This window comes from Marinospirillum sp. (assembly GCF_044810985.1).
GTDB lineage: Bacteria > Pseudomonadota > Gammaproteobacteria > Pseudomonadales > Halomonadaceae > Marinospirillum.
Genome location: NZ_CP085242.1, coordinates 2,085,531 through 2,102,269, shown reverse-complemented (window position 1 = coordinate 2,102,269; position 16,739 = coordinate 2,085,531). Strand labels below are relative to the sequence as shown.

The 16,739-nt window shown below is 54.2% G+C and carries 14 protein-coding genes; 7 read left to right on the top strand and 7 right to left on the bottom strand.

All coding sequences use genetic code 11. The features are described from left to right. Positions 1-3: 3 nt before the first annotated feature. The 3 genes from lysA to argH are packed head-to-tail and all read right to left on the bottom strand — an operon-like array spanning position 4 to position 2,800. Complete coding sequence (lysA, locus tag LG323_RS09840; RefSeq protein ID WP_404415502.1) at positions 4-1,257, bottom strand: diaminopimelate decarboxylase; 1,254 nt, start codon at positions 1,255-1,257, stop codon at positions 4-6. 15 nt (positions 1,258-1,272) lie between these two features. After that, positions 1,273-1,401: a lipoprotein gene (locus tag LG323_RS09835; protein ID WP_310695991.1), complete on the bottom strand. Its 129-nt coding sequence runs from the start codon at positions 1,399-1,401 to the stop codon at positions 1,273-1,275. Positions 1,402-1,405: 4 nt separating this feature from the next. Further along, positions 1,406-2,800, bottom strand: coding sequence for an argininosuccinate lyase (argH, locus tag LG323_RS09830; protein ID WP_404415499.1), 1,395 nt, complete (start codon positions 2,798-2,800; stop codon positions 1,406-1,408). Between the two features lie 354 nt (positions 2,801-3,154). Between argH and LG323_RS09825 the strand changes: the two genes are divergently transcribed. Continuing rightward, positions 3,155-4,501: a sodium-dependent transporter gene (locus tag LG323_RS09825; RefSeq protein WP_404415496.1), complete on the top strand. Its 1,347-nt coding sequence runs from the start codon at positions 3,155-3,157 to the stop codon at positions 4,499-4,501. 42 nt (positions 4,502-4,543) lie between these two features. On the opposite strand, the gene LG323_RS09820 is transcribed toward LG323_RS09825, so the two are convergent. After that, positions 4,544-5,113 carry an Hsp20/alpha crystallin family protein gene (locus tag LG323_RS09820; RefSeq protein WP_404415494.1) on the bottom strand — a complete coding sequence of 190 codons (570 nt, stop codon included), beginning with the start codon at positions 5,111-5,113 and terminating at the stop codon, positions 4,544-4,546. A 75-nt stretch (positions 5,114-5,188) separates the two neighbouring features. Between LG323_RS09820 and LG323_RS09815 the strand changes: the two genes are divergently transcribed. From LG323_RS09815 to LG323_RS09800, 4 genes are all read left to right on the top strand, one after another. After that, positions 5,189-7,000 (top strand): PhnD/SsuA/transferrin family substrate-binding protein, encoded by a 1,812-nt coding sequence (locus tag LG323_RS09815; protein ID WP_404415491.1) that lies wholly within the window; start codon positions 5,189-5,191, stop codon positions 6,998-7,000. A 13-nt stretch (positions 7,001-7,013) separates the two neighbouring features. After that, positions 7,014-7,634, top strand: coding sequence for a response regulator transcription factor (locus LG323_RS09810; RefSeq protein WP_404415489.1), 621 nt, complete (start codon positions 7,014-7,016; stop codon positions 7,632-7,634). 105 nt (positions 7,635-7,739) lie between these two features. Beyond that, entirely contained in the window at positions 7,740-8,384 is a 645-nt protein-coding gene (locus LG323_RS09805) for a c-type cytochrome (RefSeq protein WP_404415486.1), read from the top strand. Between the two features lie 12 nt (positions 8,385-8,396). After that, positions 8,397-9,392, top strand: coding sequence for a c-type cytochrome (locus LG323_RS09800; RefSeq protein ID WP_404415483.1), 996 nt, complete (start codon positions 8,397-8,399; stop codon positions 9,390-9,392). A 50-nt stretch (positions 9,393-9,442) separates the two neighbouring features. Here LG323_RS09800 and LG323_RS09795 read toward each other — a convergent pair whose 3' ends face one another. Both LG323_RS09795 and LG323_RS09790 read right to left on the bottom strand, forming a co-directional pair. Then, a complete protein-coding gene (locus LG323_RS09795; protein ID WP_404415480.1) occupies positions 9,443-9,946 on the bottom strand; it encodes a disulfide bond formation protein B in 504 nt (167 codons plus the stop codon). Between the two features lie 275 nt (positions 9,947-10,221). After that, positions 10,222-10,422: a PA3496 family putative envelope integrity protein gene (locus LG323_RS09790; RefSeq protein ID WP_310695981.1), complete on the bottom strand. Its 201-nt coding sequence runs from the start codon at positions 10,420-10,422 to the stop codon at positions 10,222-10,224. A 189-nt stretch (positions 10,423-10,611) separates the two neighbouring features. On the opposite strand from LG323_RS09790, the gene hexR reads away from it, so the two are divergent. Continuing rightward, on the top strand, positions 10,612-11,466 hold the full coding sequence (hexR, locus tag LG323_RS09785) for a transcriptional regulator HexR (protein WP_310695980.1): 855 nt from the start codon (positions 10,612-10,614) through the stop codon (positions 11,464-11,466). A 6-nt stretch (positions 11,467-11,472) separates the two neighbouring features. On the opposite strand, the gene LG323_RS09780 is transcribed toward hexR, so the two are convergent. Continuing rightward, positions 11,473-14,217, bottom strand: coding sequence for an EAL domain-containing protein (locus LG323_RS09780; RefSeq protein ID WP_404415476.1), 2,745 nt, complete (start codon positions 14,215-14,217; stop codon positions 11,473-11,475). A 151-nt stretch (positions 14,218-14,368) separates the two neighbouring features. Between LG323_RS09780 and uvrD the strand changes: the two genes are divergently transcribed. After that, positions 14,369-16,618, top strand: coding sequence for a DNA helicase II (uvrD, locus tag LG323_RS09775; RefSeq protein WP_310695978.1), 2,250 nt, complete (start codon positions 14,369-14,371; stop codon positions 16,616-16,618). Positions 16,619-16,739 lie beyond the last annotated feature (121 nt).

Below are 16,739 nucleotides of genomic sequence, written 5' to 3'. Positions count from 1 at the left end.
GTCTCACTGCTGTGGCAGGGTGAATTCACCTGCCATCTGCTGTTCATAGTTTTCACGCTGGCGAACCAGGTGCCAGTTGTTGCCGTCCACCATGACTTCTGCGGGGCGGTTGCGGCTGTTGTAGTTGGATGCCATGGCAAAGCCGTAGGCCCCTGCCGAACGCACAGCCAGAAGATCTCCCGGCTCCAGCGCCAGCTCACGATCCTTGCCCAGAAAGTCGCCGGTTTCACAAACCGGGCCCACCACATCCCAGATACGGCTAGGGTGATCACTGCGCGGTACCACCGGAATTATATCCTGCCAGGCATCATAAAGAGCCGGGCGCAGCAGGTCATTCATGGCGGCATCCACGATGGCAAAATGCTTTTCCTGGCCTTCTTTCAGATACTCCACACGGGTCACCAGGATACCGGCATTAGCGGCAATGGCGCGTCCTGGCTCGAAAATAAGCTCATAGCTGCGATCTGCAAGGCGTTTGCGCAGGGCTTCCACATAGGCCGATGGCAAGGGCGGTGTTTCATCACTGTAACGCACGCCCAGACCGCCACCCAGATCCAGATGCTGGAGCTGGATACCGTCTTCAGCAAGCTGATCGATGAGTACCAGCAGGCGATCCAGGGCATCCAGAAAAGGGTCAATCTGGGTGATCTGGGAGCCGATATGACAGTCCACACCAACGACTTCCAGATGCTGCATATTGGAAGCCTGACGATAAACCTCCCGGGCCAGCTCAAAACCGATACCGAATTTATTGGCTTTCAGACCCGTGGAAATATAGGGGTGGGTCTTGGGGTCGACATCCGGGTTGACCCGCAGGGAAACCGGGGCTGTGACAGCCATTTCTTCGGCAATTCGCTCCAGGCGTTCAAGCTCCGGCACGGATTCGACATTGAAACACTTGATGCCCACTTCCAGGGCGCGACGCATTTCATGGGCTTGTTTGCCGACGCCGGAAAAAACAATACGTGCCGGATCGCCACCAGCAGCCAGAACTCTTTCCAGCTCACCGACCGAGACGATATCAAAGCCAGCACCCAGGCGCGCCAGCAGATTCAACACAGCCAGGTTGGAGTTGGCCTTGACGGCGTAACAGATCAAATGCGGCTGGCCAGCCAGGGGCTGGGAATAGGCCTGGAAGTGCCTTTCCAGAGTGGCTCGGGAATACACATACAGAGGCGTTCCCAGCTCGTCAGCCAGGTCTTTGACGCTAACGTCTTCAGCAAAAAGCTGGTTGTTCTGATAGTTGAAAAAGTCCATAACAGCTTTGCCTTATCAAAAATTGGAAGTGAACTCTTGTTCCGGTTCGGGCAGATAAAGGTCACCCCTTTGGCCACAGCCGGAGAGCAACAGCCCCAGGACGAGCAATAACAGCAAGCCCTTTTTGAATTCTGGAATCCGCATGGTGCTAACCCCGCTGACGCAGCAAGATCCGGGCACGCTGAGCTGCGGCTCTGACCTGCTCAGGAGCGGTGCCACCCAGGTGGTTGCGGGCCGCCACTGAGCCATCCAGAGTCAGGACATCAAACACATCCTCACTGATGGAATCGGAAAACTGCTGCAGTTCGCCCAAGGACATTTCCGAAAGATCCTTGCCTTCAGCCACACCATAGGCCACAGACTGACCCACCACTTCGTGGGCATCGCGGAAGGCCAGACCCTTGCGTACCAGGTAATCGGCCAGATCGGTTGCGGTGGCAAAGCCACGCCGTGCCGCTTCACGCATCACTTCGCGCTTGGGTTCCAGAGCAGGAACCATGTCGGCAAAAGCACGCAGGCAGCCCTGAACGGTATCCAGAGTATCAAACAGGGGTTCCTTGTCTTCCTGATTGTCCTTGTTGTAAGCCAGAGGCTGGGATTTCATCAGCGTCAGCAGACTCATCAGATGCCCGTAAACACGACCGGTCTTGCCGCGCACCAGCTCGGGCACATCCGGATTTTTCTTTTGCGGCATGATGGAACTGCCAGTGCAGAAGCGATCTGGCAGATCAATAAAGTTGAACTGGGCGCTGGTCCAGAGAACCAGCTCTTCACTCATGCGTGACAAGTGCATCAGCAGCAGGCTGGCAAAGCTGCAGAATTCAATGGCAAAGTCACGATCCGAAACTGAATCCAGAGAATTTTCTGTAGGCCGATCAAAGCCCAGCAGCTCGGCGGTTTGCAGGCGGTCAATCGGATAGGTGGTACCGGCCAGTGCCGCTGCACCCAGAGGGGAAATATTGACCCGCTTGCGGGCATCCATCAGGCGCTCATAATCACGCTGCAGCATTTCATTCCAGGCCAGCAGATGATGACCAAAGGTGACCGGTTGCGCGGTCTGCAGATGGGTGAAGCCGGGCATGATGGTGTCAGCTTCCGCTTCGGCCAGGGCAATCAGGCCTTTTTGCAGGCGCGTCAATTCCCCGGCAACCAGCTGCATTTCATCCCGCAGATACAGGCGCACATCCGTGGCCACCTGGTCATTGCGTGAACGCCCGGTGTGCAGCTTTTTGCCGGTAATGCCGATTTTTGCTGTTAGCGCCGCCTCGATGTTCATATGGACATCTTCCTGGGCCACCGACCAGTTGAATTCACCGCGCTCGATTTCTTCACGGATTTCCTGGAGGCCCTGAACAATGGCATCTTTTTCTATATCCGTCAGTACACCCACTTTGGCCAGCATGGTGGCATGCGCAATCGAGCCCTGGATATCCTGGCTGTAGAGGCGCTGATCAAAGTTGACCGAAGCCGTAAAAGCTTCGACAAAGGCATCCGTGGGTTCATTAAAGCGTCCACCGGATGATAAAGAGTGCGGTTGGGTCATGAGGGTCTGGCTCCAGTAAAAATTACAGCAATTTTATCGCCCAGTTTACCAGACGCTTGACCGGAAAGTCGCACCTTCACCACAACTTCAGGTGACCTCGCGGCATAATTCTGGGAAAATGCTCCCATCAGCCTTTTCAAACACATGTATGGACGGGATATCCCCGCCCTGGAAAAGGCTTGCGAGCTGGCTTACCTTCCGGCATCGCCCCTGTTAGCAGCAGTGATCCTGCCTGACATTTCTGTTTCCTGTGACCCCGGGGAAGCAGGAAGGTTTTGCTGATGATTGGCTGTGGGACGGTGTCGCTATCTGACAGCCTTCAAACAACAAAACCAGGGGTCAAACGAGGTGTTTATGTCTTCAGTAAAACAGGCCCATGCGCAGTGGTCTTCACGCATGGGTTTTGTCCTGGCCGCAACCGGCTCTGCCGTGGGTTTGGGTAATATCTGGAAATTCCCCTATATGGTCGGCGAAAGCGGTGGTGCTGCTTTTGTCTTCATCTATCTGGCCTGCATTTTTCTGATTGGTCTGCCGATTCTGGTCAGCGAATGGCTGCTGGGTCGTCGTGGTCAGAAAAACCCCATCAATACCATGCAGGAAGTGGCCTCGGTCAGTGGCAGCAGCAGGCTCTGGGTGCTGGTGGGCCTGGGCGGCGTACTGGGTGCCTTCCTGATTTTATCTTTCTACAGTGTGATTGGTGGCTGGTCCCTGGCCTACATCAAGGATGCGCTGACCGGAAGTTTCAGCGGTCAGGATGCAGAGGGTATTGGCGCTATTTTTAGTGGTCTTCTGGCCAGCCCGGCTACTCTGATTTTCTGGCACAGTTTGTTTATGCTGATTACCGTTGGCATTGTTGCCCGAGGCGTGACCCGGGGCCTGGAGAAAGCAGCCACCCTGTTAATGCCGGCATTGGGTGTTCTTCTGGTATTCCTGGTCTTTTATGGCATGACCACCGGCGGTTTTGGTCAGGCTCTGGAATTCATGTTCAGGGCTCAATGGTCCCAGGTGAATGGTGGTATTGTGCTGGCCGCTCTGGGTCACGCCTTTTTCACTCTGTCACTGGGCATGGGCATCATGATGGCTTACGGCTCTTATCTGGGTGAAGAGGTCAATCTTCTCAAGTCTGCGCGGACGGTGGTCATCATGGATACGGTGATTGCCCTGGCCGCCGGTCTGGCGATCTTCCCCATTGTATTTGCCGAAGGTCTGGATCTGGGTGAAGGGCCGGGCCTGATTTTTGTCACGCTTCCGGTGGCCTTTGGCAATATTGCCGCTGGCTGGTTGGTGGGGCTGGCTTTCTTTCTGCTGCTGACCTTTGCTGCAGTGACTTCTGCCATTTCTCTGCTGGAGCCGGTGGTGGAGTTTGTGGAAGAAAGAAGTCCTCTGGGACGCGCTGGTTCAACTCTGGTGGCCGGTGTGGCAGCTTGGGCACTGGGTGTGCTGGCGCTCTTGTCCTTCAATGTTCTGAGCGAGTTCCTGATTCTGGGACTGAATGTCTTTGATCTGCTGGATACCCTGACCAGTAAATTCTTCCTGCCTCTCACCGGCCTGGGTGTGATTCTTTTCCTGGCCTGGCGTTTGGACAAGGAAGATGTGCGCAAAGAGTTGGGGCTGGATGTTTATGACTTCAGTCTCTGGAACCTGATCGTGCGCTACCTTGCCCCTTTGGGAGTGATCGTGGTTTTCTTTGCCAATTTGTAGATCGTTCAACAAAAAGGCGGCCTCAAGAGGCCGCCTGCTGGTTTAAGACTGAATTTCAATCTTCCTGGGTTGGGGTTGTCCGTCTGCTTCCTTGCGGGGCAGGCTCAAGGTCAGTACCCCTTTGTTCATCTTGGCCTGAATTGCCTCTGTGTCCACATCCTGAGGCAACTCCAATACTCGCTGGAATTGGCCAAAGCTACGTTCAATACGATAGAAGTGCTTGTCCTTTTCTTCATTTTCCTGGCGTTTTTCCCCACGGATAAACAGGGTATGATCCTGTAAGTCCAGCTGAATATCCTTTTCTTCCAGTCCGGGAGCTTCCAGGGTAATGGTGTACTCCTTCTCGGCACTGGCGACATCCAGCTTGGGCGTGAAGGCCAGACTGCCTCCCCTCTCTCTGCCAGCTTTGGAAAAAGAAGGCCAGCCGAGACCTTTGAAAGTCTCGTCAAAAAGACGATCCATCTCCCTGTGCAGTTGCCAGATATCGCCAGGGAAGCCGGAATGCCCCCGACTGACCGGGTGGTCTTCGCGTTTGACCGGTACAGGGCCTTCACCCTTGTTGACTTCTTCGTGCTTAAACCAGTTCCAGGGGTTCAGTTTGTCGAGTTCCATAGTAACCTCCTCAATTGAACACTTGGTTGCAGGAAATAATGCTTAAGTCTTACTTTCCTTAAGGATTAAATAGAGTTGAAAACTTCCATTTTCAAGGGGTCGCTTGTACTTTTCTGTGTGTTTTTCAGCATGGGGCTTCTGGCGGAAAACCCTTCTTCCAGAGTGCACCTGGGTGTGTTGGCCTGGCGCGATGCCCCTTCACTGCAGCAGGGCTGGCAAACAACCTTGCAGGCTCTGGAAGAACAACTGCCCGAATACCACCTGAAAGTTCACTGGTTGGATCTGCAGGAACTGGAGCAGGCCATTGCGGGTCAGGAGCTGGATTTTGTGCTGACCAATCCGGGGCATTATGTGGACTTGTCCAGCCGTTATTTGCTGGCCCCTCTGGCCAGCTTACAGAACCCAAGTGTGGACCCACCTCAGCAGGCCATTGGCTCGGTGGTTGTGGCACTGTCCAGCCGTGGGGAATTGAATGACTGGCAGGATTTGCGCGGTCAACGCCTGGCAGCCGTCAGCCCGGATGCTTTTGGTGGTTTCCAACTGGTTCAGGATGCCCTGGAGCAGGCTGATTTCCCTTGGCAGGAAGAGTTGGCTTCCCTGCAGTTCAGTGGCTTTCCCATGGAACAGTTATTGGGTTGGTTGGATGCAGGCCGGGTTGATGCTGTCGTGCTGCGCAGTTGTTTGCTGGAAAGCTTGGCAGAGGCGGGGGCTGTGGAGCTGTCGGCATATCGGGTCGTGGCTGAACAAAAGCAGGCCGATTACCCCTGTCTGCATTCCAGTCGTCTCTATCCTGACTGGCCCTTTTTGAGACTGGGTTCCACCAACCCCGAGCTGGCCAGACAAGTGACCCTGGCCCTCTTGTCCAGTTACCCTCAGAAGGGGGAAGTGGATGGCTACCAGTGGACGGCCCCGCTTTCTTATCAGCCGGTTTATGAGCTTTTTGAACGCCTGCGGCTGGGGCCTTTTGCCGACTTTCCCAAAAACCCCGTCCTGGCTTTTGTGCAGCAGCATCGTTACTGGCTGTTGGCCGCCTTGCTGCTGGTGCTGGCTGTTTTCGGCCATGATTTACGAGCAGGCTACCTGATTCGCAAAAAAACCCAGGAACTCAAGGCAGCAGAGATTACAGCCCGGCAGAAACAGCAGGAAATGATTCATCTTTCACGTTTTGCCCTGATGGGTGAGCTGACGGCTGGATTGGCCCACGAATTGAACCAACCCCTCACCGCCATTATCAACTATGCCCGGGGCAGTGAACGCTACCTGCAACAGCCCGGCGCACAGCAGTTGCCCCAGGCCCAGCAGCTTCAAAAAGCCATGGGAAAAATTGTTCGTCAGGCCGAACAGGCCGCCGCCACCATTAAAAATTTACGCAGTTTTCTACGCAAGGAAAGTCCTGAATGGCAGGAGCTGGAACCCCTGACCCTAATGGAAGAAGCTCTGGAGTTTATGGAAGCCCATTTCCGGCAAGAAGCTGTTACCGTCATTCGTGACTACTCCAGCGACTTGCCACGCATTCGAGGCAACCCCGTCCAGCTTCTGCAGATTCTGATCAACCTGCTGGCGAATGCAGTGGATGCGATGCACGATAACAGTTCAGCCGAACGCCGGTTACAGGTGGGCTGTCAGCTTTTGGAAGGCTATCTGGAGTTCCAGGTCGCGGATTGCGGGGAAGGTCTGAGTACTGAAGCGCTCAATCACCTGTTCACACCCTTTTTTACCACCAAGGAGCAGGGCATGGGACTGGGTTTGAAGCTGAGTCTAAGTCTGGCCACTGCTCATCAGGGGCAACTGACCCTGGAAAATCAGCCCCAAGGAGGTGTTCTGGCGCGGTTGAGGCTGCCTCTGTACACTTTTGCAGCTAAAATGCGACACAAGCCAAGTCAATAAAAGGAACGAACTCATGCAGCAACCGCTGATATGGATTCTTGATGATGATGCTCAGGTTCGGGAGTCTCTGTGCTGGCTGTTGGAGTCCATTGACTTGCAGGTGAAGGCTTTCAGCTCCCCCTGGGAATTTCTGGATATTGCTGTATCTTCCCTGGATTCCCGCCCCGGCTGCCTGCTGTTGGATGTACGAATGCCCGGTATGACGGGGTTGGAGTTGTTGGAATTGCTCAAGGAAAAAGAGCTGCACTTGCCGGTGATTTTATTGACCGGCCATGCTGATGTTGCCATGGCGGTCAGGGCACTTAAATCCGGTGCCTATGATTTCTTTGAAAAACCCTACAATGATCAGTTGTTGCTGGAAGTCATCAACAAAGCGGTTGCTGAGCATCATAAACAATTACAGGAAGTGGAGAAGAAAAAATCTTTGGAACTAAAACTGGTTAGCCTGACTCACAGGGAACGTCAGGTTTTGGAGCTTTTGCTGGAAGGTCTGCCGGGCAAGCAGATGGCGGATCGTCTGCATATCAGTCCGAAAACCGTGGATGTGCATCGACATCACCTGATTCAAAAGCTGGGCGTCAAATCCCTGGCCGAAATGGTTCAGCTCTACTCTCCCCTGATTCACCCCTCCTAAAGAAACCTTTAGTGCTTTTGGTAATTTCCCCAATACCTGCAAAAACCCCAAAATTGTAGGGTTGTTTGAACTGCAAAAGCAGGAACAACCATGAGGGAAACGCTTATGCAAAACTTCAATAAAAAAGCACTGACAGTCCTGGCATTGAGCCTGAGTTCCAGCTTTCCAGTCTGGGCGCTGGAGGGTGATGCCGAGCGGGGCCAGGCTGCTGCTGCGGTTTGTACAGCCTGCCATCAGGCCGATGGCAGTGGCATGAACAACCCGGACGGTGAGTCCTGGCCTCGCCTTGCCGGGCAGAAGGCTGAATACATCTACAAACAGATGCAGGATTTCCAGGAAGGCCATCGCGTCAATGCAACCATGCAGCCTTTTGCGGGAATGCTGGATGACCAGCAGATCAAGGATGTGGCTGTTTATTACAGCCAGTTGCCTGTTACACCCGGACAGGGTGGCGATCAGGTTGATGAAGAGCTGCTGGCCTGGGGTGAGCACCTGGCCACCCAGGGTGACTGGGATCGTTACATCGTTCCCTGCTCGTCCTGTCACGGGCCGGGTAACCAGGGGGCTGGCCCTGACTTTCCAGGCATTGCCGGACAGCACGCGGGTTACCTGCAGCAAACGCTGAAGGACTGGCAGTCCCAGAACCGGGATAATGACCCCCTGCACTTGATGGCCGCGATTGCGGAACGCATGAACGATCGTGACATCCAGGCTGTTTCTGCCTGGCTTGCCACTCAACCCGCCCAGTAAGGGAGAAGCCCCATGAAAAATTCAAGGTTAAAAGTGATTCTGGGTGGTGTTCTGGTCGGACTTGTGGCCCTCCCTCTCCACGCAGAACAAGAGCTGCGTTTCCCCGTCAATATCCCTGAGCCCCAAGAAGGCCAGTTGGTGCACACCCCGCCCACCATGCAGGATCTGGAAGAAGCAAAAATGCACCCTGAACTCAAGCGCGTCATTCGGCGTGGCTATGATTTGTTCATGAATACCCAGCAACTGCGGGGCAAAAATGTCTTTAACGACATGAATTGCTCCAGTTGTCATATGGGGGAGGGTCGTCTGCCCTTTGCTGCACCGGTTTGGCGCGCAGCCGTGGTGTTGCCAAATTTTCGCCCCAAAAACCAGCATGTCAATAACCTGGAAGAGCGCATTGCCGGTTGTTTTGGTTACTCCATGAATGGTCAGTCACCCGAATATGGCAGCGATGATATGATTGCCCTGACGGCCTATCACCGCTGGTTGGCTAAAGGCGTGCCCATCTACCAATTGGGTGACTACTATGGGCGGGGTTATCCCATTGAAAAACCGGAAGAGGAACCTTCCTATGAGCGTGGTCAGGCACTTTATGAAGACAACTGTGCTATCTGCCATTCCAGTGATGGCAGCGGTATGAGGGTTGAAGGTGAAGCCCACTTCCCGGCTGTCTGGGGTGATCTTTCCTACAACTGGGGTGCCGGGATTATTCGCCACTTCACCCTGGCCGGTTTTATCCGCAACAACATGCCACTGGGGCAGCCCTACAGCATGAGTGTGCAGGAATCCTGGGATATTGCCGAGTACATAAACAGCCATGAGCGCCCCCAGGACCCCCGCTACACCGGTGATGTCAAGGAAACCCGCGCCAAGTATTCCGACACCTTCCACAAGCACGGCTACTATGGTGTGGAAAAGCAGGGTCGTCTGCTGGGTGACCATGACAATGTCGGTGAAAAAGATTTCCTGAAGCCCTGGAATGTCCTGAAGCCCCGTACTTTTGAATAGTCTCCTCGGGCTAGATGGCCTTTGTCCCCGGCTTTAAAGCCGGGGTTTTTTTAGGCCCGGCGGGAAGACAGCAGTGAGTAGATGGCCAGACTGCCCAGCAAGAGGTAACCGGCCAGGCTCCAGGAAGGCAGGGGCAGGCCCAGAAAATCAGCCTGTTGCGCACAATCGGAACTGCCAATCAGCATCTGAGTAATAGCTTCCTGAAGAGGAAAGAAATCCAGCAGGGTTTCCACATCCATGCCGCAACTGACGGTTTCAGGGTTCATTTTGATGTAGAGGTGACGCAGGGCAACCCCGATTCCCGTTATGCTGAAGAGGGCAAAAAGGGCTACCAGAGGCCAGAGCAGCAATCGGTATTTTTGCAGCAAGAGGGCGATCAGGCTCAAGGCAGCCAGACCGATAAACACGCCTCTCTGCAACCAGCACAAATGGCAGGGTAAAAGCCCCGTCACTTGCTCATAGGCCAAAGCGGCCAGCACGATGCCCAGAGAGCCAATCAGGGTCAGTAAAATACCGTGACGCGATAACAGCGCCAGATTTCGAGAGTTCGACAAGGCAGGTTCCTTACATAGCTGTGCACAAAGTTTTAAATCAGCTTATTAAACTTCAAGCAGCCTGTGAAGTTCCCTGTCATAGCCGAAAGCCTCTGATTCACGTTATGAGCGCAGGTCAGGGCAGAATTCATTCCTGATGAATTTCTGCACTTCCTGCATCCATGCAGGTCGCGAGCAAAATTGATCGAAAAAGCAGAGTTTACATGCTGTAAATGAGCATTTTGAGAACAATTTTAACGCAGCATCACCAAGTGCAATAGTTAATCAGTGACTTTCTAGTGAAGCTCCAGATCCCAGCCATTACTGAGCTCTTCACGCAGCAGCTTTTGTTCATGCAGCTCTTCAATGGTTTGTCGGGCCCGGCGCAGGCGTTCAGCTTCGCTTTTTTGCCGCTGCTCTGCTTCCACTTCCGTTATACTTTTGAAAACGCTCAGGATATCGGCTTTAACCTGATCGACTGATGGATGATGACGCATAAGGACTCTCCTCTCAGAAGTACTCCAGGTAACTGACACGGGTCAGCAACACCAAGGCTACAGTGCATTTTTTACGCCAAGATGACCGTTTTAGGCAAGTCTTTTGACTTTAGATGTAAAAATGGGTTCATGCTGAGTGGCTGTCGCGGGTAGAATAGAGCCATAAAGTCATTAAAAGATTGAAATGCCGTGATCAATATTCTGGAACATCTGCGCAAAACCCTGGATACCTTCCGCCGCTCAGAGCAGAAGGTGGGCAACTATGTACTGAAAAACCCCAATGAAGTGATTCACATGCGAATTGTCGATCTTGCGACAGAAGCGCATGTCAGTGAACCGACGGTGGTACGCTTTTGTCGGGCTCTGGGTTGCGATGGTTTTCAGGACTTCAAGCTGCGCCTGGCCCAGATTCTGGCTACCGATGGCAGCTTTACCCAGTTTTCCATGAACGATGGGGATACCGTTGCTGAGTTCTCGCGCAGTATTTTTGACTCAACCATCGGGGTGCTGCTGCAGGTCAGGGACAAGATGGATACAAGCCATTTGCAGGAAGCCATTCAACTGCTGACCAGTGCCAACCGGGTGGAGTTTTATGGTTTTGGGGCTTCTGGAGCGGTGGCCGTGGATGCCCAGCACAAGTTTTTCCGTTTGCAGATGTCCACAGCAGCCTATTCCGATCCGCATATGCAGAATATGTCGGCAGTCACCCTGACCGCCGGGGATGTTGTTGTCGCCATTTCCCAGACCGGGCGCACCAAGGCTTTGATGCAGAGTGTGCAACTGGCCAAGGAAGCCGGTGCCAGTGTGATCGGGCTGTGCCCTTCCGGCTCGCCCCTGGCGGATATGGTCACCCTGCCTTTATACATGGATGTACCCGAGGACACGGAAATCTACACGCCCATGAGCTCACGCATCGTCCATCTGGTGGTGATTGATGTGCTGGCCGTGGGGGTTGCCAAAATGCGCGGGCCCAAACTGATGGAGCACTTGCAAGCCGTTAAGCGCAGTTTGCAGGGGTTACGCCTGCCCGACCGTCTCCGCTAGAAACGCTCAAATCAACGATTGCGCCGACTGCTGTTTCAATAACTGGGTGAACTCATCTGCGGGTATGGGTCTGCTGATGACATAGCCCTGAGCGTAATCACAGCCCAGTTGTTTCAGGGCACCCAGTTGCTCTTTCTCTTCGACTCCTTCGGCAACCACCTGCATGCCCAGGCCATGCCCCAGGGCAATAATGGCGCGGGTCAGGGTGCCTTCGGTGGTTTGGGCGTTGTCCGACATCAAGAAGCTGCGGTCGATTTTCAGGACATCCAGAGGGAAATGCTGGAGATAGCTCAGGGAAGAATAACCGGTGCCAAAATCATCAATGGCCAGGGATATGCCTCTGGCTCTGAGGCTTTGCATTTCCAGGGTGGCTGATTCTGCATCCTCCATCAGAGTGCTTTCCGTCAGTTCCAGCTGCAAGAACCGGGAAGGCAGACTGAATTCTTCAAGCAAAATACTGACCTCTTCCACCAGATGGCCACTTTCCACCTGTTGGGCGGCAATATTCACAGCCACCTGGATGTTGTAACCGGCCTGATACCAGGCCGCTGCTTGCTGGCAGGAGGCGCGTAAAACGGCGCTGCCCAGTTGGTTGATCAAACCGGTGCGCTCGGCCAGGGGGATAAAGATGGAGGGTGGAATGGCTCCCTGTTCCGGGTGGTGCCAACGGGCCAGAGCCTCGGCGCTATTGAGCTTACCGGTATGGAGGTTGAGTTTGGGCTGGAAATGAACCTGAATCTGATCCTGTTCCAGCGCTTTGCGAAGATCCTGCTCCAGGCGAAGCTGCTCAAGACTGCTCTGCCGAATGTCTTCATTATAAACCTGAATACGATTGCCACCCACCGCTTTGGCTTTGAGTCGGGCCTGGTCGGCCTGGTTGATCATGACCTGGAGTTCATGCGTGTGCTCTGGATAACAGCTCAGACCACCGCTGATGGTGAGGCGCAATTCCTGTTGATCAATATAAAAAGGAAAATGCAGTTTTTCCTGAAGTTCTTCCAGGGTGATCAGGGCCTGATGTTCATCGGCACTCAGCAGGATGGCAAACTCGTTGCCGCCGGTGCGAGCCAGAATAATGGCATCGGGCAGGATTTCGCTGATGCGTCCGGCCACCTTGCGTAACAGCTGATCCCCCGCATGATGGCCCAGGGAATTGTTGTAGGCCTTGAAGCGGTCAATATCAAAGACGGCCAAAGCCAGCTCCTGGCCTTTGATGCGGGCTTCGGCCAGAGCCTGATGCAGGCGATCATAAAACTGGCTGCGATTGGCCAGACCGGTCAGCTCATCATATTCAGCCAGATAGGTCAGGCGGGCTTCCACTTCTTTCTTGTCGGTCAGATCCGAGAAGATACCGATGGTATAGGCTTCCTGCTTGAAGCCACTGGTTACCCGCATGACCCTAAGCCATTGCGGGTAGCTGTCGCCATTGCGGCGCTGTTGGGTGAGTTCTCCCTCCCAGCGTCCTTCACGGCGCAGGCTGCGGGAAATACCCTGGTAGGTTTTGGTGTACTGGGAAAAACACGGGAGTTCCCAGAAATTCTGCTCCATCACTTCCTGGCGGGAATAACCGGTGATGTCCACAAAGGCCTGGTTGATAAAAATCACCCGACTGTCGGAATCAACGATATAAGTGGCTTCGCCTGAGGCCTCAAAAGCCCGCCAGGCCAACTGCAGATAGTCATCCTTTTCCTGCTCTTCGGTGATATCACGCCGGGTGCCCAACATGCGCTGTGCTTTGCCGGTTGCCTCATGGCGCTCCACCACTTCGCCATGATCTTCAAGCCAGCGCCACTTCCCTGATTTGTGACGGATGCGGAAGCGGCACTGATAATGCTCGGAATGGCCTTTAAGGGCCTCCAGCAGGGTGCGGCGCATTTGTGGATAGTCATCAGGGTGCACCAGAGGTTTAAGGTGCCCCATGAAATGCGGAATTTCATCTTCGGCATAGCCAAAAATCTGCTCAAAGTGGGAGTGGTAGATGGAATCCGTGGTCAGATCCCAGTCCCACAACCCCAGGCGGCTGGCTTCAATGGCCTGACTGATCCGCTGGCGCTGATGTTCCAGTTCCTCGGTGGTTTTCTGGTGACGGTCTATTTCTACTTGCAGGTCTTGGGTTCTACTCATGACATCCTGTTCCAGGTTGGCTTGTTGCCTTTGTAATTTTTGGTTGAGGGTCAGGATTTGCTGGTGCCCCTGGTGCAGGCTTTTCAGTAACTGCTTGTTGTGCCAGGCATTGCCCAGCAACGCAAGGAGTGGAGCTGCCAGCAGCAGAGAAGGAAGCCATTGTTTGCTGACCAGTGACATAGCCAGAATGACGACAACACCGGGCAACGCAAAGAGCAACCCCACACTGATGAAGTGCACATAGATACTGGTGGCAATAATCAGCGTGGCAAACCAGAGGGCAAAAGTAAGCCCTATGGCGGCAGGGCTTTCGTTTAACCAGGGCAACGACCAGCCTAGCAGAAGAGCCCACCAGAAACCGGTTAAAAGTGCCCCCAGGCGTAAAAAAGCCAGATTTTTTTCGGATGAGCTGCCTTTTTCCTGCAAAAGAAGATAGCGAGCCTTGCCACCCGCAAACAGCAGAGCCATGCCCGCCCACCAGGCAGGCAACCAAAGACTGCCGGGAAGAACACTCCATAGCAGTGGAAGCGTTAAACTGGCAGCAAGCAAGGAGATGCGGTAAAAAAGATCAGCATCCTTGTAGGATGAAACCAGGCGTTCCGCCAGAAAGTCTTGCTGGGTGTCCATAGTCTCGTGATGTCTCTGCTGGGTGATTTATTGTAATTGGCTGTCACCAGACCCCGATATATAACAGACTCAGGGCAGGCTGGCTATCCAGACTATGTTATTATTTTGTTCAAAGTAACTAACATTTCCATCTAAGGTTCAGGCTTAAACCATGCCCTCATTGCTCGATTCGCCCCTGTTGAAAGACTTAAATCCTGCCCAGGCCGAGGTGGTGTCGGCACCGCCCCAGGATCTGCTGGTGTTGGCCGGGGCAGGCAGTGGCAAAACCCGGGTTCTGGTGCAGAGAATAGCCTGGCTGATTCGCAATGATGGCCTGTCACCCTATGAAATCCTGGCCGTTACTTTTACTAACAAAGCGGCCAAGGAAATGCGCCTGCGCCTGGAAAGCCTGCTGGGCATGAGCTTGAGATCCATGTGGGTGGGCACCTTTCATGGCCTTTCCCATCGCCTGCTGCGCACTCACTGGCGCGAAGCCCGGCTGCCGGAATACTTCCAGATTCTGGATTCGGATGACCAGCTGCGTTTGATCAAGCGCATCCAGAAAGACCTGGGGGTCGACAGTGAAAAATACCCGCCCAAACAACTGCAGGCCTTTATCAACAGCCACAAGGATGAAGGGCTGAGAGCAGCGAACATCCTGCCGCGCGGTGAATTTGAGCGCAAAATGCAGGAACTGTATCAGGTCTACGAAGAAATCTGTCAGCGTCAGGGCCTTGTGGATTTTGCCGAACTGCTGCTGCGTGCCCTGGAACTGTTAAGAGACAACCAGCCGTTGTTGAACCACTACCGCCAGCGTTTTTCCCACCTGCTGGTGGATGAGTTTCAGGACACCAATGGCTTGCAATATGCCTGGTTGAGACTGCTGCGTGGTAGTGAAGGTCGGATCATGGCCGTGGGCGATGATGATCAGTCCATCTATGGCTGGCGTGGCGCCAAGATAGAAAACATCCAGAACTTCACCCGGGATTACCCGGATGCCGAACTCTTGCGTCTGGAGCAAAACTACCGCTCCACCTCCACCATTCTGGATGCAGCCAACGCCCTGATCAAAAACAATGCCGGTCGCCTGGGCAAGTCGCTGTGGACGGACGACAAGGCCGGTGACCCCATCCGGGTTTATGCCGCCTTCAATGAACAGGATGAAGCCCGCTTCATGGTGGACATCATCCAGCAGCACGTACGGGACGGTGGCCTGCGCAGTGAGTGTGCGCTTTTGTATCGCTCCAATGCCCAGTCACGCACCTTGGAAGAAGCTCTGTTGCGCCAGGGTGTTCCCTATAAAGTCTACGGCGGCCAGCGTTTTTATGAGCGTCTGGAAATCAAGAATGCCCTGGGTTATCTGCGCCTCCTGGTTAACCGTCAGGATGATGCCGCCTTTGAACGGGTCATCAATACGCCGACCCGAGGCATAGGCAACACGACCCTGGAAAAGCTGCGCGCTTATGCCCGTGATGAAGGCACCGGACTTTGGGATGCGGCCCTGGATATGCTGGCCAAGAGTTTGTTGACCGGTCGCGGGGCCAGCAATGTGCGCAGCTTTATGGAACTGATTGAAAGCCTGGATGAAGAAACCCTCAGCCTGACTCTGCATGAAGCCGTGGACACCGTGATCGAAAAATCCGGTCTGATTGATTTTCATGCCAGAGAAAAAGGCGAGAAAGGCCAGGCTCGTGTGGAAAACCTCAAAGAACTGGTTTCTGCCGTCCAACAGTATGAGCCGGTGCTGCCTCTGGAAGAGCAGAATGAAGAGGTGGTGAACCTGGAAGGTCGCGAAGCCCTGGCTGTGTTTCTCACCGAGGCCAGTTTGGATGCCGGCGATAACCAGGCCGAAGAAAATCAGGATGCCGTGCAGTTGATGACTCTGCATACCGCCAAGGGTCTGGAGTTTCCGTTGGTGTTTCTGGCCGGAATGGAAGAAGGGCTGTTTCCCCACCAGATGGCGATGGAAGAAGGCGCGGATCGCCTGGAAGAAGAGCGCCGCCTTTGCTACGTCGGGATTACCCGTGCCATGCAAACCCTGTATCTCACCTATGCTGAAAACCGTCGCATGTACGGGCGGGATCTTTTCTGCAGGCCATCACGCTTTTTAACCGAACTGCCGCGAGAGCTTCTGGAAGAAGTGCGTTTGCGGGCTGCGGTCAGCCGCCCCATGCAGACACCATCCAGCCGCCCGCGACCTGCAGGCCGGATTGGCGGAGCCGGTAATCCGCTTAATCCGGGTGGATCGGCTGATAGCTCGGGCTTACATGTCGGACAAAGAGTGGCCCATAAGAAATTTGGGGAAGGCATCATCCTGCATGCCGAAGGCGAAGGAGACCGCACCCGCCTGCTGATCAACTTTGATTCTGCCGGGGAGAAATGGCTGGTATTGGGATTTGCACCCCTGACTCCACTGGATTAAGAGGTTTTTCTGTGGTTTGCCGGGAAGGCTCACGGCAACCTGGTCTGCGTCAAGCGCAGCAGGGAAAGCGAAGCGCACTGCTTGAGGCAGGAAAGCCGAACGCAGTGAAAAGCAGGCTGGG

Excerpts from the sequence above, each read along its gene's own strand:
- LG323_RS09810 (WP_404415489.1), top strand. The coding sequence starts at position 7,014 with ATGCAGCAACCGCTGATATGGATTCTTGATGATGATGCTCAGGTTCGG.
- argH (WP_404415499.1), bottom strand. The coding sequence starts at position 2,800 with ATGACCCAACCGCACTCTTTATCATCCGGTGGACGCTTTAATGAACCC.
- LG323_RS09780 (WP_404415476.1), bottom strand. The coding sequence starts at position 14,217 with ATGGACACCCAGCAAGACTTTCTGGCGGAACGCCTGGTTTCATCCTAC.
- LG323_RS09835 (WP_310695991.1), bottom strand. The coding sequence starts at position 1,401 with ATGCGGATTCCAGAATTCAAAAAGGGCTTGCTGTTATTGCTCGTCCTG.
- LG323_RS09820 (WP_404415494.1), bottom strand. The coding sequence starts at position 5,113 with ATGGAACTCGACAAACTGAACCCCTGGAACTGGTTTAAGCACGAAGAA.
- lysA (WP_404415502.1), bottom strand. The coding sequence starts at position 1,257 with ATGGACTTTTTCAACTATCAGAACAACCAGCTTTTTGCTGAAGACGTT.
- LG323_RS09805 (WP_404415486.1), top strand. The coding sequence starts at position 7,740 with ATGCAAAACTTCAATAAAAAAGCACTGACAGTCCTGGCATTGAGCCTG.
- LG323_RS09790 (WP_310695981.1), bottom strand. The coding sequence starts at position 10,422 with ATGCGTCATCATCCATCAGTCGATCAGGTTAAAGCCGATATCCTGAGC.
- uvrD (WP_310695978.1), top strand. The coding sequence starts at position 14,369 with ATGCCCTCATTGCTCGATTCGCCCCTGTTGAAAGACTTAAATCCTGCC.
- LG323_RS09800 (WP_404415483.1), top strand. The coding sequence starts at position 8,397 with ATGAAAAATTCAAGGTTAAAAGTGATTCTGGGTGGTGTTCTGGTCGGA.
- LG323_RS09825 (WP_404415496.1), top strand. The coding sequence starts at position 3,155 with ATGTCTTCAGTAAAACAGGCCCATGCGCAGTGGTCTTCACGCATGGGT.